The sequence below is a fragment of the Aciduricibacillus chroicocephali genome (assembly GCF_030762805.1).
Lineage (GTDB): Bacteria > Bacillota > Bacilli > Bacillales > Amphibacillaceae > Aciduricibacillus > Aciduricibacillus chroicocephali.
In genome coordinates this window covers 2,286,055-2,308,033 of sequence record NZ_CP129113.1, presented here as the reverse complement: position 1 = coordinate 2,308,033, position 21,979 = coordinate 2,286,055, and the positions used below count along the sequence as shown (strand labels likewise).

The window sequence follows — 21,979 nt, the reverse complement described above, 5'->3', positions numbered from 1 at the left end:
ATAAAAAGGTTCCCTCATCTATTATTCTGATGCGGGAACCTTTTTATTTTCACGAGAAGGGAAGAAATGCTGCCAGGCTTCGAGAATTCCGCCAGCGCAACGGGCTTTTGCACGGTAGAGTGTCTCCCGATCTTCCAATTCAGCGAGATCATCAAGACCATTTCCAACGACTACGGAACGATAGCCAAGATTCAGCATGTCAAAATCATTACCTGAATCTCCTGCAACGAGAAGACGTTCATGATCTATACCATACCGATTCAGAATGAACTCAAGCGCTGCAGCTTTGCCGCTATTCTCTGGAAGAATGTCCAGATCGCGTCCGGAACTGTAGATTAGATTATGAGGAATAGCTGCATGGATCAGGGATTGTTCAAATTCTTCCACATCGCTCAGTGAGCTGGCATAAAAGGATACACGTCGATTCTCCGGCAAACCTTGATTCTCCAGCCCAGGGCAGGCAGCAGCAATCTCTGTTATTCGCTCCGGGAACCAGCTGTCTTTCATTTGTCTCTCCCATGCCGTATCGGCAATCCATTTGCCGCTCTCGAATGTATAGATTGCTGTCCCGATATCTGTAGCGAGCACATCAGGGATTGGCAGATTCTCCTGTTTGATCAATTCTAGAGCTGATGCAAGATGACGACCGGTTATGTAGACGAGAAAAACACGGTCGGGCAATTGCTTATAATGCTTGAGCAATTCCAGAAGTGCTTCTCTATCACCGACAAATGTACCATCGAGGTCAGTTGCCAAACAATGTGATATGTTCTGCATGATTTGATCCCTCCTCATACAATGCGGCAATCTGTTCAGTAATGGACTTCCAACGGAAATGTTTTTTTGCATAAATGGCTGCGTTACGCCCCATTCTTCTTGCTAGTAACTGGTTGTCCAAGAAAGCTTCCATCGCAAGAGCAAGATCATCTGCATCTCTTGGCATTGTAAGAAGTCCTGTTTCTCCATCGACAACAATATTTGCTAGACCACCTACTTTGGATGCGATGACAGGGGAGCCGCAACTTTGCGCTTCTGCCGCGACCATTCCAAATGATTCATAGAAAGAAGGAACGACAGTAGCAAGTGCTTTGTTGAAAAGGGTAGCCAATACTTCGGGCGGCTGGGGGCCAATAAAGCGGACATCCTCCTCGATGCCAGTCACAGCCTCTTTAAGCGCTGGGACTGTTGGCAGGCCATTTTCCAAGTCTACTTGTGAAGCCTCACCACCAGCGAGAATAAGTTTTGCACGATTGCCAGGATTCTTCTTCTTCAAAATACTGAATGCTTTTAGCAGTGTATGAATCCCTTTTGTCTCTTCCAAACGTCCGGCATAGACGAAAAGGGGTTCCTGTCCGCTGGATGCTTTGCTTAATTCCGGTTCAAATACCTTGTCCACTCCGATGGAAATAACATGAACAGGTGCATGTCCCTTTGCGAACTGCTCAATCAATTCTTTCTCGCTCTTCGTTGTAGCAATAATCTGGTCGGCGTTTCTCAAAATATGACGTTCAGCCGCAAGCCTGCGCTCGTCCCGCTTGCCGGTTGCATGTGCCTTCGCGATGCCAAGTGAATGAGAGGTGTGAATAAGGGGCAAATTGTACTTTTCAGCGATCTTCAAGCCGAGCAAACCTGAAAGCCAGTAATGAGAATGGATGGCATCATAAGCGTTTAGATCAAGTGTATTTGCAATTTCATCATAAAATCTGGGGAGCATTCCGTACATATCATTTTTTGAAACAAAACCTTTATAACCAGCTTCGATGCGGATTACACGATTGACCTTGCCAAAATACTCGACTCTTTTAGTCTTAGGGTCGCTCCAATGAGTCACGACATCAACAGCATAATTCATATCAGATAATGCCAGGGCCAGTTGTCTCACATAGTTGTTCTGTCCACCTGCCTGTTTTCCGCCCAATGTCTGAAGCGGATCCCCATGGTCGGAAATAAACAAAATCCTCTTGCGCATTATCAGTCCACTCCTTTAAGTGACAATATCCGTAAAAATTCAACATAAAACCTTTTCCCTGATGTCTGAAAAAATAAACAAATTATGCATTTAGCAAGCAAGAAGTTTCAAAAGACCAGCAAGGTGGTAGCAAGAGAGACTGGACTTATTTGAGGAGGAACAAGGTTTGCGAAATAATTTATTATCTAAAAAGTGGCTTTGGCTAATTCCGTTAATTCTCGGTGTCATGGTCATTGTCATGTTGTTTAATCATTACAAGAATTTACCGGAAGGATTGTCTATGGAAGGAAGCGTTCATCATGTGGATGAAGTTGAATTTCTTCAAAACCTATCTTATAAAAAGGACAGAAAACCTGTTCACGATCAGCAAATTTTTCAAAAGGCATTCAAAATGATTGAACAGGCTCAGCATTTTGTAGTCGTTGATATGTTTCTACTTAATAGCTATACAGATGAGTCACGTGATTTTCCAAAACTGGCGGATCAGTTGACCGAGAAGCTTATAGCACAGAAAAAGAAACATCCCGATATGCAAGCAGTCCTTATTACTGATCCGATCAATGCGGGATATCATTCTTATGAAGATAAACATTTGAAAAAGCTGGAGGCTAACGGCGTGGAAGTCGTTGTCACGAATCTGGACAAGCTGCGCGACTCGAATCCGGCATATTCTGCATTTTGGCGCATATTCATGAGGCCGTTCGGACAGGCGGGAGAAGGTTGGCTTCCGAATCCACTCGCTTCCGGAGCGCCTAAGATTACAGCACGATCCTATGCTTTGCTTCTGAATGTCAAGGCGAATCACCGCAAAGTGTTCGTCACTGAAAAAGAAGCACTTGTCACATCAGGAAATGCTCATGACGCAAGCGGATACTTTTCGAACGTTGGTTTTGCCGTCAAAGGAGATATTATTCATGAAATTGTAGAAGCGGAACAAGCAGTTATTGATTATTCTGGCGGCAAGACAAAGGTGCATCATCAAGGTAAGGTGAAATCTGCTGGAAAAGGAGATATTGCTGTACAGTATCTGACAGAAGGGAAAATTGAAAAGCACGTCCTTCAGGCACTGGATCACACAAAAAAAGGCGATGAAATTGATATGGCGATGTTCTATCTCGCAGAAAGAGCGGTCGTTGACAGACTTAAAGAGGCTGAGGAAAGAGGCGTTAAAGTACGTCTCATACTCGACCCGAATAAAATCGCCTTTGGCCATGGCAAGACAGGGCTTCCGAATTTGCCGATAGCGAGAGAGTTGAAGAAGCATGGGGGTATCGGCATTCGCTGGTATGATTCGAATAAGAATCAATTCCATACGAAGATGATGTTCATTAAGCAAGGAAAGCGAGCGACGGTAATTGGCGGATCAGCGAACTTTACTGCCCGTAACTTGGGGGATCTTAATCTGGAAAGTGACTTGAAGATCGAAGCTCCACTGGATAAGCCGGTTATGAAAGATATTGATCAATACTTTGATCGGATATGGAATAATAAAGGCGGTAAAATTACGGCAGATTATAGTAAATATGAAAACGACCTGACCCCTCTTCTCGAAGCGACATACTGGGTGCAGAAAGCGACAGGCTTGACGACTTACTGATAAATGAAGAAGGCTTTCCAATTAGGGAGGCCTTCTTTAATTTTTAAAGGCAAATAAAGGGTTTACCAAATCTCCATTAGGCAATAATGCAATATTGAAAAGAATAAATTATTGGAGGGACTATACATAGTGAAAAAGCGAATATTGTGGATTGCCATGATTCTAATCGTCACTGTGCTAGCTGCTTGTGGAAATGATGATGCAACTGGCGAAAAACCGGCTAAGGAAGTTTCCAAAAATCAAGAAGCAATTGAAAATCAGGATAAGAACGAAACTGCTTCCGAAGGGAAGGAACAGCCAGAGAAAGTAGAGACAACTTTCAAGAACAGCGATGGCAAGGAAGCTGGTACGGCAACGATTATGCAGGCGGATCATGGAGTAGAGATCAAACTAGACCTCCAGAACTTGCCTCCAGGTGAGCATGGATTCCATATCCATGAGAAAGGAACTTGTACCCCGCCAGATTTCAAGTCAGCAGGGGATCACTTCAACCCAACGCATAAGAAGCATGGAATTGAAAACCCAGAAGGCCCACACGCAGGGGACTTGCCAAATTTGAAGGTTAGTGAAGACGGAACAGTAAAGGAAGATTTGAAGGCAGAGACTGTAACGCTTGAAAAGGGACTTGAGAATTCCCTTTTGAAAGAAGGCGGTACAGCACTTGTTATTCATAAAGACCCGGACGACAATAAATCACAGCCTGCAGGAAATGCGGGAGAACGTATTGCCTGTGCGGAAATCAAGTAATATCCTAATATGAAAATCGGACGGCTGCTGCCAAACGGAGCAGTCGTTTTTTGTCGCTGAGCGAGAACAATGATAATTAGATTGAACAGCGTTATACTGAAAGATAGACTATTTCTTGGAAGGGTGGCATATTGATGAACACTTCAAGAGAACGATCCCAACAGCAAAGGCCAAAAATCTGGACGCGTGACTTCGTACTGATCTGTTTGACGAATATGTTCCTGTTTATGGGCTTCCAGATGACGCTGCCGACACTGCCGCTTCTTGTTGAAGACCTTGGGGGCAGTGACCAGCTCATCGGATTCGTAATTGGGATTTTCACGCTTTCAGCTCTTGTGTTGCGCCCGATTGCCGGACATGCTTTGGAATCACGCGGCCGCGGTATCGTATACATGATTGGTTTGTTCATCTTTGTCATTTCAGTAGGGTCTTATGCTTTCATCGGGAGCATCTTCTTCTTGTTTGCAATGCGGATTGTACAAGGGGTTGGCTGGGGGATGTCGACAACTGCTTCCGGAACCATTGCAACAGACCTTATCCCGCCCTCACGAAGGGGAGAAGGAATGGGTTATTTCGGCTTGAGCGGGAACCTGGCACTCGCCTTTGGCCCTTCGCTTGGACTTTTCCTTGCTGGCACAACAACATTCAAAGTACTCTTCCTCGCATGTGGTGCGTTAGGACTCATGGCTTTTATCCTGTCCACGCAAATTCATTACAAAAAAGTCGAGAAGCAAGAAGAACGGGCGACGACAGTCGGGTTAGATATCTTTGAAAAAACGGCTTTAAAGCCAGCAATCCTCATGTTCTTCATTACAGCTACATTCGGAGGGATTGCATCATTCCTGCCCCTATATGCCCAGCAAAAACACATAGAGGGCATTGAATTCTACTTCTTCATCTATGCGCTTTTCCTCCTTATATCTCGTCTGTTTGCGGGCAAAATATATGACAAAAGAGGTCATCTGTACATTTATCTTCCAGGTGCCGCACTAATCACTGCAGCAATGATTTTACTTTCCTGGTTGCCAAGCACGACTGTCATGCTTGTTGCCGCTGCATTGTACGGATTAGGATTCGGCTCTGTACAGCCTGCACTCCAAGCATGGTCAGTTGAAAAGGCTGCCCCGAACCGCAAAGGGATGGCGAATGCAACGCTGTTCTCGTTCTTTGACCTCGGTGTTGGGGTCGGAGCAATGATCTTCGGCCAGTTGGCAGGATGGTTCGGCTATGGATCAATCTATATTGCGGCAGCAGGTTCAGTCGCATTTTCGATGATTGTTTATCTGTTCTTCTTCATGAGTGACCGGAAAGCAACTCAAAAATCTGCGTGAGTTAATTTTCCTCCTTGAGGAATTTAGGGTACAATATTCTGATAGAAATGAAAGCGGAAAGTTGGGAATCATGTTTTGAAAACAATTGATCGAGCGTTGATACCAAAAATTTTTCCTTCAAATTTATATAGACGGGGCTTGGCCTGCTATGAGAAGAATCACGTCCAGGAACTGATCTATGATCGCAACAATCAGATCTGGAATGCGCAAGTGGAAGGTTCGGAGAAGTACTTTGTGGAAGTCCGTTTTACAGAGGGGGAGAACCAGTTCACTAGCCATTGCGATTGCCCGCCTTTTGATCTGTACGGAGAGTGCAAGCATGAAGTAGCGGTGTTGCTCGCCATTGCTGAATATAACGAGGCAGAGGCGGCGGATGAGCATGCGTTCAGCAAACGTGATTATGATATCGCGGCCTATTTTATGAACTCCATCGCGGAGGCGGGGCATCAGGAGACAGTGAATGAAGCTGGCCCTGCAAAAGAGCAGATGCAAGTTGAATATATTGGCAGATGGACGTATGGACGATTGTTCTATCTGGAAATGAAAACAGGTGTCAAACGTCGATACGTTGTGCGCAACCTTGGTGAATTCCTCGACGATGTGTTTGAAGGGGAAGAACATGAATTCACAAAAAAATTCACCTATGATGGGCAGGTTCACTATTTCAGACCGGAAGATATGGAAATGCTGGAAGTGCTTCATGGAATTCAGCGCAACAGCGAGATTTATGACCAGCCATCTTTTAACTACTATCATGATGAATTGCGTGATAAACGCTACGTCGTCGTACCTCCTTATGCAATGAAGGACTTGATTGCAAAGCTTAGCAAACTGAACTTCGTTTTAATAGAAGGACAAAAAGAATATACAGAAATTGCAATTAGCGAGGACCAGCTGCCTTTCCAATTTGTTCTGGAAAGGGAGGATACAGGTAACGATCTCGTCTTCACACTGGAAGGAACAGATGGGGCTAAATTTTATCGCAATTATGATCTTGTATTTCAAGATGGAATATTTTATTTCCCTAATAAAAAACAGCTGCCGATCATTGGTGAGATGCTTCGCTTCTCACAGGGTGTCAAGAGGATGCCGGTTCAGAAGGAAAGAGCGGATCTCTTCCTCTCAGAAGTACTGCCTTCACTGAAGAACGTAGGGAAAGTGAATATTGCCGAGGAAATATCTGAAGAGATTATCGACAAACCACTCGAAGCAAAGCTCTACCTTGAGATGAAGGAGACGGTCATTGGCGGCAGGCTTGAATATCATTACGGCAAAGAAGTGATTGAACCTTTTGCAGGGAGAAAAACTGGAAATCAGCTTATTCTCCGAGATGCTGCCAAGGAACAGAAAATCATGAATTTGATCGAGCATGCGAATTTCCGTTTCAATGGCAAGGAATTATACATCGAAGCGGATGATGATACTCTATATAATTTCCTTTATGAAGTATTACCTCAGATGAGCCGACATCTTGAAGTACTTATGACGAATGAACTGCGCCAGTTCCTCGTGGATACGCCGCCTGAAGCAGCTACGAATATCCGTGTTGATGAATCAGCGAATCTTCTTGATATCGGTTTCTCCATCGAAGGGGTTAGCCAAGATGAAGTCGAAGCAGTACTTGCCGCAGTTATTGAGAAGAAACGATTCTACCGCTTGCAATCAGGGGCATTCCTTTCGCTTGGCGGAGAGGAGTTCCAGTCGGTGCAGCACTTCTTTGCGGAAATGGACCTGACAGCTGCAGATACGGTGAATGGTCGTCTCTCCTTACCGATGTTCCGCGGCATGGAAGTAGACGAACTGATAGATACGAAGAAAGTGTATGATCATGCATTCCATAAATTATTAGGACATTTGCAGTCGCCGGAGCGGCAGGACTATCCGCTGCCTGAACAACTGAATGCGGAGCTTCGATCCTACCAGGAAACGGGATATCAATGGTTCCGATCCCTGTCTGATTATCATTTCGGAGGCATTCTTGCGGATGATATGGGACTCGGTAAGACACTTCAGTCAATTGCTTATATTGCATCCATAGATAGTGACAAACCGCATCTCATAGTAGCGCCGTCTTCGGTTATTTATAATTGGAAAAACGAAGTCGAGAAATTCGCTCCGCATTTGCGTGTCGCTGTAATGACGGGAACACCTCAAGAACGTGAAGAGAAGATTCAGGAAGGCAATGAGCTGGATATCTGGATTACTTCCTATCAGACATTACGCCAGGATATTGAACTTTATCGTGAGTTACAGTTCCAGACTTTGATACTTGATGAAGCACAGTATATAAAGAATTACCAGACGAAGACGTCAAAAGCGATGCGTGAAGTGAAAGCCTCTAGGAAATTCGCTCTTTCTGGAACACCAATTGAGAACTCAATTGATGAATTATGGGCGATATTCCAAGTGATCATGCCGGGACTTATGCCGAATCATCGTAAATTCAAAGAGCTCTCCCATGAGAAAATTGCACGCATGACTCGTCCGTTCATTCTGCGCCGCCTCAAGACAGAGGTGCTAACTGAACTTCCGGAGAAAATAGAATCCGTCCAGATCTCTGAACTGACAAAGGAACAGAAGGAGCTTTATATCGGGTACTTGAATGAACTGCGTCAGGAAACTGCAAATTCACTGCGCACTGGCAGCTTCCGTGAGAACAGGATGAAAATCCTTGCAGGACTGACGAGACTGCGCCAGATTTGCTGTCACCCTTCTTTATTCCTCGAGAATTATGAAGGAACTGCAGGGAAGCTAGAACAACTGATACAGCTCATCGAAACCTTAATGGAAAGTGGCAAGAGAATGCTCATCTTCTCGCAGTTCACTAGTATGCACGAACTGATCGCGAAGATTCTTGATAAGCGTGGCATCGGTTATTTTTATCTTCATGGCCAGACAAAATCAAAGGAACGCGTTGAAATCTGTGAACGATTCAACAATGGGGAAAACAGTATTTTCCTAATCTCGTTAAAAGCGGGAGGTACCGGATTGAATCTGACTGGAGCCGATACGGTTATCTTGTACGACCTTTGGTGGAATCCGGCAATTGAGGATCAGGCGGCAGGCAGGGCGCATCGATTCGGACAGAAGAATGTTGTCCAAGTAATGCGTTTAATTGCTGAAGGAACGATTGAAGAAAAGATTTATGCACTCCAACAGAAAAAACGTGAACTTATTGATGCTGTCATCCAGCCGGGTGAAGCAGCACTGACCGGCATTACTGAAGACGATGTTCGGGAATTGCTCAGTATATGATTATTAAATTAAGCTCTCCTTGCACAAAAGCGCAAGGAGAGCTTTTTGTGCTGAGAAAAGAAAAACAGGGAAAGTTTATCCCAGGAAGTTAAAGGGAAATCAAGCGAAGAGTTTAGATTTTTAGAATGTCTGTTTTTCAATAATATGTAAGCGATTACAATATAAAGATGGACAGGCAGAGTCTTGACAAATATTGTGTAAGTGCTTACATTTACATTGGCTTTACAATTAAAAAGGGGGCAGATGGTTCATGAAAAAACTGATTGTTCTGCTATTTGCAATCGTGCTCGTTCTGGCAGGCTGTGGAAGTGCGAAAGACTCATCAGACAAAAAAGGTGGCGGCTCTTCTAATTCAGCTGGTAAAGGTGAACGTATTACGATCGGTACTGGCGGCACAAGCGGTACATACTACCCGCTCGGCGTAGCAATGGCTCAGCAGATTTTCACAAAAACTGAAGGTGTTTCCAAAGCGAATGCTGTCTCAACTGGTGCATCGGTAACGAATGTACAGGAGATGGGCTCGGGTAAATACCAATTGGCACTCGTACAAAATGATATTGCTTATTATGGGATGAAAGGTGAAACGCTTAAAGACTTTGAAGGTAAGAAAGTCGACAATATTGCAGGACTCACTTCACTTTATCCAGAAGATGTTCAGATTGTCACAACTGCTGACAGTAAAATCAAAACTTTGGATGATTTGAAAGGTAAGAAGGTTGCAGTTGGAGACCAGGGAAGCGGTGCAGAAGCGAACGCACGTCAGATTCTTGATGCAGCTGGCATTACGTATAAAGATTTTAAAGCTGAATATCTCGGTTTTGGCGATGCTTCACAAGGATTACAAAATGGAACGATTGATGCAGCATTCATCACAGCAGGAGCGCCGACTAGTGCAATCCAGGAACTTGGTGCAAGCAAGAAAGTGAATGTACTCTCTTTGGATGAAGATATTATAAAAAAACTTACAGACAAATACCCTTATTACACAGAGCGTGATATCCCTGCGAAGACTTATGGTGATTACGGACAGAAAGAAGATATTAAAACAGTGGCCGTTATGGCGATCCTCATCGTGGACAAAAATCTTCCTGAAGACGTTGTCTACAACATGACAAAGGATCTGTTCGAGAAAAAGGACAAATTGGAAAGTGCACATGCAAGAGGTGCGGACGTATCACTCGATACAGCACTTGATGGCATGTCCATCGATTTGCATCCTGGTGCGAAGAAGTACTTCGATGAGAAAGGTATCAAACAAAAATAATGACAGTGAAATCACCAGCAATGCGGAGGCGGCGAGGCCGAATTCTCGTGTTGCTGGTTCTTTTTATCTTAGCTTTGGCAAGTATGCTGCTCATCAGGGTACCAGTCATCTATGGTATTGACGAAGAAGGGGAGGTCCTTCTGAAAAAACGAGTGAGCCCTGGTGACGAGCTAATCTCGGAATATGTTCATTCAGTAGAGAAATGCCCGATGAAAGAAAGATTCAAAGTTAATCATAATTTGGACATTTTGCTGAAAGAGAGCTGGAACTGTAATTTTGGAGCAGGCATTGAATCTTCTTTACCTGAAGGAACGACAGGCAGCTTCGAAAATGGCTATTACAAAATTAAAGGAATTAATCAGCAATTCAATGAAATTCAATTTCACCCGGTAGCTATTGCAAAGCAGAGATTGATGGTTCGTAATAAGACGTGGGATTTGTATAAGGAACCGTTTGAAGGCAGAACTTTTACTTTGAAAACAGGCAGGATGAGCTTAGCGGAATATTTGCTGAAATAATAACTGAACCTTTTGAAAGGAGGGCGTTCAATGGTGGAATCAAATCTTGCGGGCAATGACTCACTCCAAGAGATGAATGACAGATTAGATGAATTGGAGGGCAGTGACCGAAAACTGTTCGGCTGGATGGCGATACTGGCGCTTATAGTAGCAGTCGCTATGTCTCTTTTCCATCTGTATACAGCAGGAGTGGGCACTTTACCGCGCATGCAGCAAAATGCCATCCATCTTGGATTTGCATTAACACTTGTATTTTTAATTTTTCCTTATAAAAAGAAATTGGGTCAGACGAAGATTCCAATCTATGATCTCATACTCTCGGCTCTAGGAGCTTCAACAGGAATTTATATTGTGGCGGTTTCAGGGGATTTGCTTGGAAAAGTAGGGAACCCGACGATCTTTGATACGGTTATGTCTTTCGTCTGTCTGCTTCTCGTTATGGAAGCGACAAGGCGTGTTGTCGGCAAGCCACTCGTAATCCTGGCATTTTTGTTTATGCTTTATGCTTATCTTGGTGATAAGTACTTGCCAGGTTTCCTAGGAGGTCGTGCAGTTTTGCCAGATACGATTAACCATTTTGGTTTTTCGTGGCGTGAGATTGCAGAATTCATGTATCTTTCGAATGAAGGGATCTTCGGAACGCCGATTACGGTATCGGCACAGTATGTATTCATTTTCATTCTGTTCGGGGCTTTTCTTGAAGTTACGGGAGCGGGCAGGATGTTCATTGACCTTGCCATGTCGATCGTCGGTTCAATGAAAGGCGGACCAGCGAAAGCCGCTGTTGTCTCATCAGGCATGATGGGCTCGATCTCGGGAAGTTCCGTTGCCAACGCGGTAACGACAGGGACGTTCACAATTCCTCTTATGAAAAGAACAGGATTCCGACCGCATGTTGCTGGAGGAGTAGAAGTAGCTGCGTCTTCCAGCGGCCAATTCCTGCCACCTGTCATGGGAGCGGCTGCCTTTATCATGGCAGATTTCACTGGTATTCCTTATTTGGAAATTGCAACTGCAGCTGCTGTTCCGGCATTACTGAGCTATACGGCGATACTGTTCATGGTCCATCTTGAGGCGAGCAAGTACAATTTGAAGGGAATTCCGCGCAAGGAGCTGCCTTCACTCTTAAAGGTATTAGCAAGCCGCGGGTTCCTTATGCTGCCGATTATTGCGATTGTCGTACTCCTCGTTATGAGGATGACACCAATTCTCGCTTCGTTCATGGCGATTGTCGGAGCAATTACAATTGCACTCTTTTCTTATAGAATGCAGAAGAGTTTGGGCCAAGGGTTCCTCGTCGCATTTGTCTTTATTGGAGCGGCTTATGTTGCCCATTTAATATTTGGCCTGAACCCATATGTAACCATTGTTGCGGCAGGAAGTCTGCTATTCGCTTTAATCTGGTACGCTTTAAAAAAGAGAATGCATGTTGAACGCTCATTGGAATTCGGCTGGAAGGAATTTTTCAAGGCGCTTGAACTTGGTGCGAAAAATGCACTTAGCGTCGTCGCGGCTTGTGCGACAGCCGGTATTCTTACAGGCGTCGTAACAATGACTGGACTTGGTCCAATCCTTTCCAGCATGATTCTTGACCTTGCGAACAACCAGGTCATTCTTGTTCTTCTGTTTACGATGATTGCCTGTATCATCATGGGTATGGGGCTACCGACAACAGCGACGTATATTGTGCTCGCGGCTGTCATGGCGCCGGCACTTATCCAGATCGGCATTCCGGTCCTCGCTGCGCATCTGTTCGTATTCTATTATGGTATTCTTGCGGATGATACGCCGCCAATCAACTTGCCGGCATATGCGACAGCAGGGATTGCCAATGCAGATCCTGTGAAGACTGGGTTCCAAGGCTTCAAGTTCGATATGGGCGCCTTGCTGTTGCCGTTTGCCTTCACGATGAATCCGATTTTAATATTACAGGACCCAGATGCAACACTCATCCAAATCATTTGGAGTATCGCTACAGCATTTGTTGGCATTATTATGTGGTCGACATTCATCCAAGGCTATCTGTTAACGAAATATGGATGGATTGAAAGGGTACTCGCTGTTGCAGCGGCTCTCGTTTTTATCAATACGAGACTCTGGACCGATTTCATCGGAATGGGGCTGTTTGCTGTAATTATCGTCTACCAGCTTTGGAAGCGGAAGCGGGATGGTGGCAGCTATATTGAACAGCCTGAGGCTGCAGGAAGTTAATAAGTAAAGTGAAAATAGACTGTTCCAAATGGAGCGGTCTATTTTTTATGCAAGTTCGTATCTTTTTGGTTATTTTTATTAGTTCCTACTTCCGACAGGAGTATGCTAGTATGGTAGGATCAAAATGTTCGGTGAAAGGGATTTGGTCCAGTTGAAAAAACGTAAACTGCGCGTCTTTCGTTCGTTAGTTTTTGCTGTATTTTTGTTTGCGGGTCTTATCGCGTTGGTGAATTGGGTTTTGGATTCTGCTTTGAACTTTAATCCAAGAGAAGAAACGCGTTCTCAGCGTGTGAGTGAACAAGTCTTGGAGTATGAGCCACTCGTAGCCCGTTATGCAAAGGAAAAAGGGGTTTCAGAGTATACAGATGTCCTTCTGGCGATTATTATGCAGGAATCTGGCGGCCGGGGAAAGGATCCAATGCAATCATCTGAAAGCAGTTGCGGTAAACGAGGCTGTATCAAGAATCCTGATCAGTCAATCAAAGCCGGGGTTGCCCATTTTGCGAACATGTTGAATGATGCGGATGGAGATCTTGAGCTTGCTGTGCAATCCTACAACTTCGGCCGCGGCTTCATCACTTATGCCAAGAAGGAGTCGGGCGGGTATACTCAGGATACGGCGATAGATTTTTCGAAAAAGATGTACGCCAAAGTAAAGGACAAGGAGAAATACCGGTGTATCAGACCGGACTCCAAGAAATTCGATGCATGTTACGGAGATATCTATTATGTGAAGTCGGTGATGGCTTACCGTCCTGCAATAGCGTCGGAAAGCTAGAGAGTAGTGCCGGTCTTCGAATATCAAGTTTCTTTCCTTTGTAGATGGAAGTCGTAAATTCAGAGGTCTTAGCCACACTTATTGGAACGACTCAATAAAAATATATTTAAAATTGATACGCAACAGATGCAAGAATCTTTGGAAAAATGGTAAGATAACATGTACAATTTGTATTTCACCGAGGAGGAATTACCAATGTTGAAAGAAATCAATACAAGCAAAGCACCAGCAGCGATCGGTCCATACTCTCAAGCAATTCAGGCAGGAGACTTCCTATATGTTTCCGGTCAGATTCCACTTGATCCGTCAACTGGAGAAGTTGTAGAAGGTATCGAGAACCAGACAAAACAAGTTCTTGAAAATCTGAAAGCAATCCTTACTGAAGCAGGCACAGATTTCTCCAAAGTAGCGAAGTTCACAATCTTCATTAAAGATATGAACGACTTTGCGACAATCAATGAAATTTATGGCAACTACCTCGAGAAGCCTTATCCGGCACGAGCGACTGTTGAAGTAGCACGTCTTCCAAAAGATGTTCTTGTTGAAATGGACGTTGTCGCTTACCTTAAATAATAAGAAAAAATCCTCCACTCAAGCCGGGTGGAGGATTTTTTATATATCATATTGTGCGAGTTCATCGCGGATCGCTTGTCTGATTTTCTCAAGAGCTTCTTCCGGCGTTTTTCCATAGATGCGCTTATTGTTCACTATGGCGTATGGACGGACGGCGCACATACCGCAAAAGGAGAGACAGTCACTCATCAGAACTGCCACTTCCGGGAATTCTCCCTCAAGAATGGATTCAAGATCAATAACGGTAATCATATTGCCATCACATATTTCAACAACGACAATCCCCATGTACATCACATTCTTTCTTAGTGGATAAGGGAATGAGGCCCATCTCTTAATTATATACTCTAACTGAAATCACGTCACTCGATTGAACTGCGTTCGGTAAAAAAGTGCACATAACATTTCTATTATTGGACAATTGCCGTTATAATAATCCGTAAGCACGAACAGAATGCAATTCACCGTCTGACATGCTTGATTTCATAGCATGTGGGAAAAAGGAGATTGATTATGAAAAGAACTATGCAACTTACATTGGTGTCGCTGCTTGCATTTTTCATGACACTTGGAACGGCATTGCCGGCATTCGCATCCGATGGCAGCAACGCGGATACAGATGTCATTAACGAGAAGCTTGGTGTGCCGATCGTCGTTTATGGCGGTTCACTGACAGCAGATCAGAAAGAGCAAGTGCGCCAACAGCTGGATATCAAAGATCCGGCGAATACAAAAGAATACACTGTAACCGGACAGGATATACAAAAATATATCAATGGTGACCCGTCTTCACGTATGTTCTCATCTGCGAAGATTACCCGCCAAGATAAAGGCAAAGGCATTAATATCAATATCGTCACACCAGATAACATTACTGAAGTAACGAGTGAAATGTATGCGAACGCGATGCTTACAGCCGGGGTGGAAGATGCGAACGTAGATGTTTCCTCACCGGTTAAAGTTACGGGCCACTCAGCACTCACAGGTATATACAAGGCGTATGATGCAGCTGGTGCTGATTTGAACAAAGACCGTATGGAATTGGCGAATGAGGAGTTGGATGTAACGACTGATCTTGCCAAAAAAGATGGCATGAACAGCGAAAAAGCGACTCAGCTCATGACAGATATTAAAAAGGAAATCGCTGACAAGAAGCCGGCAACGAGAGAAGATGTCGAACAGATTGTAAACGACCAGGTTAATAAACTGGAAATCTCACTAAGTGATAAAGACCGTCAGCTGCTCATCGATCTGTTTGATAAGATGCGTAACTTGAACATTGACTTCAGTAAAGTTAAAACGCAGTTAAACGATCTGACAGGGAAGCTGAAAGATAAAATGGATGAACTCGGCATCGATCAGGGATTCTGGGAGAAGGTTGTTGCTTTCTTCAAATCTTTCTTCCAGGCAATCGTCGACTTCTTTAAAGGTTTGTTTGGTTAAAGCATAAAAGTCTTGCGCAAAAGAGCGCAAGACTTTTTTCTATATATAGAAGAAACACGACAAAGAAAATGAGTGTTTAATAATAAAAACCCTTGTCCTTTGCGATTTATAAAAGAAAGCAAGAAAAAATTCCACGTTTAAATTCAAAGAAACACAAAAAAACGTGGGATTTGTTTGTTACAAACTTTACGCAGAGGACACAAATATTACCATGGAAACCGCTTACAAACATGCATAATAGCTTATATTTCAATAATGTTACAAGATTACATGGAAAGTAACATCAAGACGCTGAAAACGGGTTTCCTGTAACATGTTCTTAACCTTGCTGTAACTGTACTGCACCTGTCCATGTGATAGTATAGGCAATGTCAGAAATTCAAGGAGGTCATTTTCACATGAAGAAAATGGTAGCAGCAGTAGCTACAGGAATCGTTATTACTGGAACGGCGGCAACAAGCGTATCAGCCGCAGATTATCAGGTAAAAGCGGGAGACACTCTCTGGAATATAGCTCAGACTCACAATACATCGGTTGATTCAATTATTAAAAATAATGGTTTGAAGGGTACAATCATCTATCCAAACCAAACACTTTCAGTTGGTGGCGGAAGCTCCAACACTCAAGTTGCACAAAACAACGGTTCATATACAGTAAAATCCGGAGATACTCTATTCAAGATCGCCAAAGCGAATGGTGTATCTGTTGGAACATTGAAGCAGTGGAACAATCTTTCTGGTGATTTGATCGTAGTAGGTCAGAAATTGAGCCTTTCAGGTCAAGTTCAGCAGCCGGCTCAAGCACAGCCACAACAGGCTCCAGTGCAGCAATCTGCTAGCCAACAGCAAGCACCAGTTCAAAAACAACAAGCTCCTGTACAAAAACAGCAGGCACCAGCTCAAACACAACAAGCTCAGCCACAGGCTAAGCAAACTAGCAACCCACAAGGCAAGCAGATCACTGTTCAATCAACAGCGTATACTGCCGATTGTGCTGGATGCTCTGGTGTAACAGCAACAGGTGTTAACTTGAAAGCTAATCGTAACGCTAAAGTAATCGCAGTTGATCCAAGTGTTATTCCACTAGGTTCTAAAGTATACGTTCCTGGTTACGGTACTGCAATTGCAGCAGATACTGGTGGCGCAATTAAAGGTAACCGCATTGATGTTCACGTACCATCTAAGAGCCAAGCCTATAACTGGGGCCGCAAATCTGTAACAGTAACAGTTGTACAGTAAAACATTCTCGCATACTATAAGACTTTCCCAATCAATTGTGTATTAAACGTGGCCAACTCCCGTATTGAGATGGCCGGTTTAACCACAGGTTCCAGGGGCAAGGACTGCCCCCGTTTATGAACCTGGAGGAAACACACTTAACCTATCAGTAAATTTCAAACACATGAGCAGTGCATGCCATGTCTATTCAAATATGCCAAAAATCTTACATATACATATTGCTATAGGGAGAACTGCGGAGTCGAGCCGTCAGTTTTCCCTTTTTGGGTTGAGAAAGGTTCAGAGTTTGAAAGCTGTTATTGGAGTTAAATTGTTTTTGTGAGAGGATACAAGTTAAGCGTCTCCTGTAACCGTTTCTGTATGAGTTGGTTAAGATCTAAGTCTGGTGGCGTATGAGGCAAACTTGTATCCGATATAAACGATCTGGACGTCCATTTACTATATCCTAGGCTATGCATATACATAAAAAAGGTTCCGCTGCAAATGCAGCGGAACCTTTTTTTATTATTGTGCTTCAGCAACAGCGTACATGCTGCTAATCTTTTTCTGCAAGTCTTTATCACGGGCATACTCATCGTAGCTGATTTCCTTATCGATGATGCCAGTCGGTGTGATTTCGATCAAGCGGTTAGCAATACTGTTAACGAACTCATGGTCATGAGAGGAGAACAGTATGGAACCTTTGAAAGTGATCAGACCGTTGTTAAGTGATGTGATGGACTCCAGGTCAAGGTGGTTTGTCGGCTCATCCATGACAAGTACATTGGCATTGCTGAGCATCATTTTAGCAAGCATGCAGCGTACTTTTTCTCCACCGGAAAGGACGTTGGACTTCTTGAGTGCCTGCTCGCCTGAGAAGAGCATTCTGCCAAGGAATCCGCGCAGGAATGTTTCTGTTTCATCTTCAGGGGAATATTGACGTAACCAGTCAACGAGCGGCTTCGGTTCTTCTTCAAAGTACTCGGAATTATCCTTAGGGAAGTATGACTGTGACGTCGTTACGCCCCATTTGAACGTTCCCTCATCAGGTTCCAACTCACCCATTAGAATGCGGAAAAGTGTTGTCTTAGCGATATCATCACGACCAAGGAACGCAACTTTATCATCCTTATTAATTGTAAAGCTTACATTGTTAAGCACTTTCTTGCCGTTGATTGTTTTACTTAGCCCTTCTACACGAAGGAGGTCGTTACCAATCTCACGCTCTGGTGTAAAAGCAATGTAAGGGTACTTGCGGGAAGAAGGCTTGATATCATCAAGTGTGATGTTGTCGAGCATCTTCTTACGGGAAGTCGCCTGTTTGGATTTGGATGCATTGGCGCTAAAACGAGCAACGAATGCTTGCAATTCCTTGATTTTTTCTTCTTTCTTCTTGTTCTGTTCTTGAGCCATGCGCTGTGCAAGCTGACTGGACTCATACCAGAAATCATAGTTACCGATGTAGATTTGGATTTTGCCAAAGTCAACATCAGCAATATGTGTACAAACTTTATTTAGGAAATAACGGTCGTGGGAAACAACGATGACCGTGTTTTCAAAGTTGATCAGGAATTCTTCAAGCCATTGGATTGCCTGGATGTCGAGACCGTTTGTCGGCTCATCCAGTAGAAGGATATCAGGGTTGCCGAACAGAGCCTGTGCAAGAAGTACTTTTACTTTATCATCTTCTGCAAGCTGCTCCATCTTCAAATCATGTTTGGACTCATCTACACCGAGACCCTTTAAAAGGATGGCTGCATCTGATTCCGCTTCCCAACCGTTCAACTCGGCGAATTCGCCTTCAAGTTCGGCAGCACGCATGCCATCTTCTTCAGTGAAGTCGGCCTTCATATAAATTGCATCTTTTTCCTGTTTCACTTTATATAGCTTTTCATGTCCAATGAGAACAGTTTCCAAGACTTGAACATCTTCATAAGCAAAGTGATCCTGCTTAAGGAATGTAAGACGTTCACCTGGTGAAAGTGAGACATTGCCGCTATTCGGCTCGATTTCTCCAGAAAGGACCTTCAGGAATGTTGATTTACCGGCACCATTTGCACCGATTACTCCGTAGCAGTTGCCTGGAGTGAACTTGAGATTCACATCTTCGAACAGTTTCTTGTCACCATATCGTAAACTTACATTGTTAACGGTAATCATGTAAATTATGAACCTCCAATATATCTTTAAATTGCAAATCTACATGTCCAAAACAGCATGGCATGAAGACGGCATGATTATACACTTTAGGGTTAAGCTTACGGGATTTAAGCGGTTTCGTCAATATGCATGGGCTGGGCTGGGAGAGAATTGTTCAATTTGTAGAAAAATGTATCTTAAACTCTACTTAATGTTTGATAATAGTCCTTTTACACTATATCATGTAGGGATATAGGATGGTAATTAGGAGTGATTGATATGGTGCAAAGTAACCAGCGTCGATTGTTATTACTAAGGAAACTGATTGATGAAGAAACAGACTATGAAAATAAGATCAGCATTCAGGAAATCATCGAAAGACTTAAAGCCTCGCTACCGCAAATGAAGATGGATGCAAGAACAATCCGAGCAGACCTTCAGGCGCTTGATGCAACTGCCTTTAGTATTTACAGTGAAAAAGGCAAGTTCGGAAAATTGCTCTATAGCAGAGGAGAAAGACTATTCAGTAATACTGAGCTTCGCATTCTTCTCGATACTGTATTTGCGGCAAATTTCCTTCCACAAAAGGAAAAGCAGCGAATAGTGGGCAAGCTGAAAACCCTTGTCAGCAGGCCAATGGCAAGAACCTTGCCGGATGTCCTTCTTGACAAAAATGGGCCGAGTTGGCTGTTCGACAGAGTGCAGCTTCAAGTTCAAACACTGCAAAATGCTATGAACGGAAATAGACAAATCCAATTCGTATATCGGAAACTTGAAGAAAAGGAAAATGTAAAAAGCTTTGCCCCGTATGTTCTCACTTGGCAAGATGATTTTTGCTATCTTGTCGGCAAATGTATAGATACGGGAACGCTTCAGCATTTTCGAGTTGATTGCTTGACCAGTATCGAAATTCTTGAAGAGACATTCGAAAAGGATAAATTCAATTTACAGCTTTATACGGAACAACATTTTTTACGCTTTTCAAGGGAAGGAACAGAAGTCGAGATTCGCTTTGCGGCACATCTTTATCCGAAGCTAATTGATGAATTTGGACCATCTGTTTCAATTGAAAGAGAGAAGGATGGAGAAATAATCGTTCGTTTGCACACATTAAGGCAAGATCTGCTGAAAAGCTGGATTCTGGAATGGGGCGGGGAAGCAGAAGTTCTTAAGCCTGAATCCCTTCGTAATGCTATAAAAAAAGAGATTGCCGACATGCAGGCAATATATAAAGACTGAACTGGAATAAGATTCACCCCAGTTCAGTCTTTATTTTTATCATGCTATCTTGAAAGGTTTCTCAGTCAAGCCCGATTGTATCGTATGGAACGGAAATTTTGAAAGCTATATTGTTTTCTGGCAAATCGATATGGGCAGCTTGCACACGGAAGTTACTCTTGATATCCATCTTTGTAAGTGCCACATAGATTTCTTCGCCTCTAGGGTTCACTTTGACCCATTCAGGCATTGGAAGGTGGTCGCGTATATACTCCATGATGTTCTTGTTTGGCAACTCTAGCATTCCTACTGAAATGGTCTTCACCTTCAGTATGGCGTCTCCATTTTCCTGTACGATTGGATCCAGGTGAACGGAGAGCGGGACTGATGATGAGAAGACAGGGAGTTCACCCCGAAGATGGACATCTTCCTCCAGCCTTACCTTAAAGTTGTACTTGTTGTCCTGGGAGACATTGGCGAGATAAGCCGCAATCATCTCATTAATGTTCTTCTTCGTTGTTCTAACAATGAATTGAGAGCTGTTTGATTCCTTTTGTTGTTCATATTCAGGGTAAGTCTCCTCTTTCACTGGCCAGAAGATAAGTACGGCCAGAGTCAAAATAGCAACGATGTTGATTGCTGCAAGGATGATAAAGAGGGTCTTCCATTTGATGCGTTTGCTTCTGTCCTGTCGGGGCACGAGCCGTTCACCTCTTTTCAGTCTATTATATTATTTGAAATTGACGTATTTCAGCACACGGTCGGCCATCATCTGATAACCTTTATCGTTCGGGTGGAAATTATCTTCATAGAAAACATTTCCTCTTGATTTATCAAAGAGATCCTTTGTCGGGATGTAATGAATATTTTCATTCTCTTCTGTTACCATCTCACTTGTTTTGTTCCACATTTTGACGATATCGTTCAGCTCCGGTATATCGTGGAAGTATTTCAGGAATGGGTTATAGAACCCGAGAAGGTAGATCTTTGCATCAGGATTGATTTTCTGAAGCTCATTGAAGACACGCTGAAGCCTTTCTTCATATTGTCCACGTTCTTCAGTGAAGTCATCATAATTGAGGTTCGTAATGTTGCTCTTTACTATTTTCATAATATCATTGGCCCCAATTGTAATCAGCACGATGTCACTGTCGGCAATCGCGGTTGAAACTTTCGGGTCTTGTATCTTCCTATATAACTGGTCAGTACGGTCACCAGCATGACCGAAGTTGTCAAAGCGGACTTTTTTCCGATCTCCATTCACTTTACGATCGAGAATGCCGATATATCCGCCTGATTTCGTACTGTCACCTACACCCTGTGTCAAGGAATCCCCAAGTGCTACAACTCTTGTACTTTTTCTTGATAAAAATCCCTTCCTGCCGACCACTGCCTTTGCTTCGGGTCCTGATTGTTCAGGGTCTCTCGGCTTCGCCATTGCTTGTTGCCTGGCGCTGTTCTGTTGGATTTGGGTCGGGTCAGGCTTTACATTTCTAGAGTCATCACCTGGTTTGAGAACTGCATAGAGTCCAATGCCGGCAATGAACAAAATCGCTAAACTTATTCCGATTAGGAATCTTCGTTTCATGGATAATCACCTTGCTGTTCCGTATTTTCGCATTCAGGATGCGAACAGTTTTTATTAGTACATCATACTATATTTCCCGGAATAACTGTAAATGAATCAATTCCATGTAATGAAAATGTTAGAAGGGAAAG

General features: G+C 43.5%; 18 protein-coding genes. 12 read left to right on the top strand and 6 right to left on the bottom strand.

The features are described from left to right. Positions 1-21 precede the first annotated feature (21 nt). Both QR721_RS11910 and QR721_RS11905 read right to left on the bottom strand, forming a co-directional pair. On the bottom strand, positions 22-777 hold the full coding sequence (locus QR721_RS11910; RefSeq protein ID WP_348027244.1) for an HAD-IIB family hydrolase: 756 nt from the start codon (positions 775-777) through the stop codon (positions 22-24). Further along, positions 746-1,969, bottom strand: coding sequence for a glycosyltransferase (locus tag QR721_RS11905; RefSeq protein WP_348027242.1), 1,224 nt, complete (start codon positions 1,967-1,969; stop codon positions 746-748). Before QR721_RS11905 ends, QR721_RS11910 begins: the two co-directional genes overlap by 32 nt. A 166-nt stretch (positions 1,970-2,135) precedes the next feature. Here QR721_RS11905 and QR721_RS11900 point away from each other — a divergent pair, with 166 nt between their 5' ends. From QR721_RS11900 to QR721_RS11860, 9 genes are all read left to right on the top strand, one after another. Next, positions 2,136-3,566 carry a phospholipase D family protein gene (locus QR721_RS11900; protein ID WP_348027240.1) on the top strand — a complete coding sequence of 477 codons (1,431 nt, stop codon included), beginning with the start codon at positions 2,136-2,138 and terminating at the stop codon, positions 3,564-3,566. Between the two features lie 129 nt (positions 3,567-3,695). Then, positions 3,696-4,313: a superoxide dismutase family protein gene (locus tag QR721_RS11895; protein ID WP_348027238.1), complete on the top strand. Its 618-nt coding sequence runs from the start codon at positions 3,696-3,698 to the stop codon at positions 4,311-4,313. A gap of 134 nt (positions 4,314-4,447) precedes the next feature. Further along, the gene (locus QR721_RS11890) at positions 4,448-5,644 is read left to right on the top strand and encodes an MFS transporter (RefSeq protein ID WP_348027236.1); all 1,197 of its coding nucleotides are present in this window, start codon (positions 4,448-4,450) and stop codon (positions 5,642-5,644) included. 138 nt (positions 5,645-5,782) lie between these two features. Next, positions 5,783-8,899: a DEAD/DEAH box helicase gene (locus QR721_RS11885; protein ID WP_348027234.1), complete on the top strand. Its 3,117-nt coding sequence runs from the start codon at positions 5,783-5,785 to the stop codon at positions 8,897-8,899. Between the two features lie 250 nt (positions 8,900-9,149). Further along, positions 9,150-10,163, top strand: a complete 1,014-nt coding sequence (locus QR721_RS11880; RefSeq protein WP_348027232.1) for a TAXI family TRAP transporter solute-binding subunit — start codon at positions 9,150-9,152, stop codon at positions 10,161-10,163. Positions 10,164-10,210: 47 nt separating this feature from the next. Next, positions 10,211-10,681, top strand: coding sequence for a DUF1850 domain-containing protein (locus QR721_RS11875; RefSeq protein ID WP_348027230.1), 471 nt, complete (start codon positions 10,211-10,213; stop codon positions 10,679-10,681). A gap of 30 nt (positions 10,682-10,711) precedes the next feature. Next, a complete protein-coding gene (locus QR721_RS11870) occupies positions 10,712-12,892 on the top strand; it encodes a TRAP transporter permease (protein WP_348027228.1) in 2,181 nt (726 codons plus the stop codon). 151 nt (positions 12,893-13,043) lie between these two features. Beyond that, positions 13,044-13,670, top strand: a complete 627-nt coding sequence (locus QR721_RS11865) for a lysozyme family protein (RefSeq protein WP_348027226.1) — start codon at positions 13,044-13,046, stop codon at positions 13,668-13,670. A 195-nt stretch (positions 13,671-13,865) separates the two neighbouring features. After that, entirely contained in the window at positions 13,866-14,243 is a 378-nt protein-coding gene (locus tag QR721_RS11860; protein WP_348027224.1) for a RidA family protein, read from the top strand. 39 nt (positions 14,244-14,282) lie between these two features. Here the strand turns inward: QR721_RS11860 and QR721_RS11855 are convergent, their stop codons facing one another. Continuing rightward, the gene (locus QR721_RS11855; protein WP_348029841.1) at positions 14,283-14,531 is read right to left on the bottom strand and encodes a YuzB family protein; all 249 of its coding nucleotides are present in this window, start codon (positions 14,529-14,531) and stop codon (positions 14,283-14,285) included. A 225-nt stretch (positions 14,532-14,756) separates the two neighbouring features. Between QR721_RS11855 and QR721_RS11850 the strand changes: the two genes are divergently transcribed. Beyond that, entirely contained in the window at positions 14,757-15,686 is a 930-nt protein-coding gene (locus tag QR721_RS11850) for a DUF1002 domain-containing protein (protein ID WP_348027222.1), read from the top strand. A gap of 398 nt (positions 15,687-16,084) precedes the next feature. Further along, positions 16,085-16,924, top strand: coding sequence for a 3D domain-containing protein (locus tag QR721_RS11845; RefSeq protein ID WP_348027220.1), 840 nt, complete (start codon positions 16,085-16,087; stop codon positions 16,922-16,924). Between the two features lie 504 nt (positions 16,925-17,428). Here QR721_RS11845 and QR721_RS11840 read toward each other — a convergent pair. After that, positions 17,429-19,063 carry an ABC-F family ATP-binding cassette domain-containing protein gene (locus tag QR721_RS11840; RefSeq protein ID WP_348027218.1) on the bottom strand — a complete coding sequence of 545 codons (1,635 nt, stop codon included), beginning with the start codon at positions 19,061-19,063 and terminating at the stop codon, positions 17,429-17,431. A 258-nt stretch (positions 19,064-19,321) separates the two neighbouring features. Between QR721_RS11840 and QR721_RS11835 the strand changes: the two genes are divergently transcribed. Beyond that, positions 19,322-20,281: a helix-turn-helix transcriptional regulator gene (locus tag QR721_RS11835; protein ID WP_348027216.1), complete on the top strand. Its 960-nt coding sequence runs from the start codon at positions 19,322-19,324 to the stop codon at positions 20,279-20,281. Positions 20,282-20,342: 61 nt separating this feature from the next. Here the strand turns inward: QR721_RS11835 and QR721_RS11830 are convergent, their stop codons facing one another. Continuing rightward, positions 20,343-20,960, bottom strand: a complete 618-nt coding sequence (locus QR721_RS11830) for a YpmS family protein (protein WP_348027214.1) — start codon at positions 20,958-20,960, stop codon at positions 20,343-20,345. A gap of 30 nt (positions 20,961-20,990) precedes the next feature. Beyond that, a complete protein-coding gene (locus QR721_RS11825; RefSeq protein ID WP_348027212.1) occupies positions 20,991-21,848 on the bottom strand; it encodes an SGNH/GDSL hydrolase family protein in 858 nt (285 codons plus the stop codon). Between the last annotated feature and the right edge of the window lie 131 nt (positions 21,849-21,979).

What these genes read in the sequence shown, in the direction of transcription:
- QR721_RS11910 (WP_348027244.1), bottom strand. Translation starts at nt 777, where the DNA reads ATGCAGAACATATCACATTGTTTGGCAACTGACCTCGATGGTACATTT.
- QR721_RS11905 (WP_348027242.1), bottom strand. Translation starts at nt 1,969, where the DNA reads ATGCGCAAGAGGATTTTGTTTATTTCCGACCATGGGGATCCGCTTCAG.
- QR721_RS11890 (WP_348027236.1), top strand. Translation starts at nt 4,448, where the DNA reads ATGAACACTTCAAGAGAACGATCCCAACAGCAAAGGCCAAAAATCTGG.
- QR721_RS11880 (WP_348027232.1), top strand. Translation starts at nt 9,150, where the DNA reads ATGAAAAAACTGATTGTTCTGCTATTTGCAATCGTGCTCGTTCTGGCA.
- QR721_RS11870 (WP_348027228.1), top strand. Translation starts at nt 10,712, where the DNA reads ATGGTGGAATCAAATCTTGCGGGCAATGACTCACTCCAAGAGATGAAT.
- QR721_RS11860 (WP_348027224.1), top strand. Translation starts at nt 13,866, where the DNA reads ATGTTGAAAGAAATCAATACAAGCAAAGCACCAGCAGCGATCGGTCCA.
- QR721_RS11855 (WP_348029841.1), bottom strand. Translation starts at nt 14,531, where the DNA reads ATGGGGATTGTCGTTGTTGAAATATGTGATGGCAATATGATTACCGTT.
- QR721_RS11850 (WP_348027222.1), top strand. Translation starts at nt 14,757, where the DNA reads ATGAAAAGAACTATGCAACTTACATTGGTGTCGCTGCTTGCATTTTTC.
- QR721_RS11845 (WP_348027220.1), top strand. Translation starts at nt 16,085, where the DNA reads ATGAAGAAAATGGTAGCAGCAGTAGCTACAGGAATCGTTATTACTGGA.
- QR721_RS11840 (WP_348027218.1), bottom strand. Translation starts at nt 19,063, where the DNA reads ATGATTACCGTTAACAATGTAAGTTTACGATATGGTGACAAGAAACTG.
- QR721_RS11835 (WP_348027216.1), top strand. Translation starts at nt 19,322, where the DNA reads ATGGTGCAAAGTAACCAGCGTCGATTGTTATTACTAAGGAAACTGATT.
- QR721_RS11825 (WP_348027212.1), bottom strand. Translation starts at nt 21,848, where the DNA reads ATGAAACGAAGATTCCTAATCGGAATAAGTTTAGCGATTTTGTTCATT.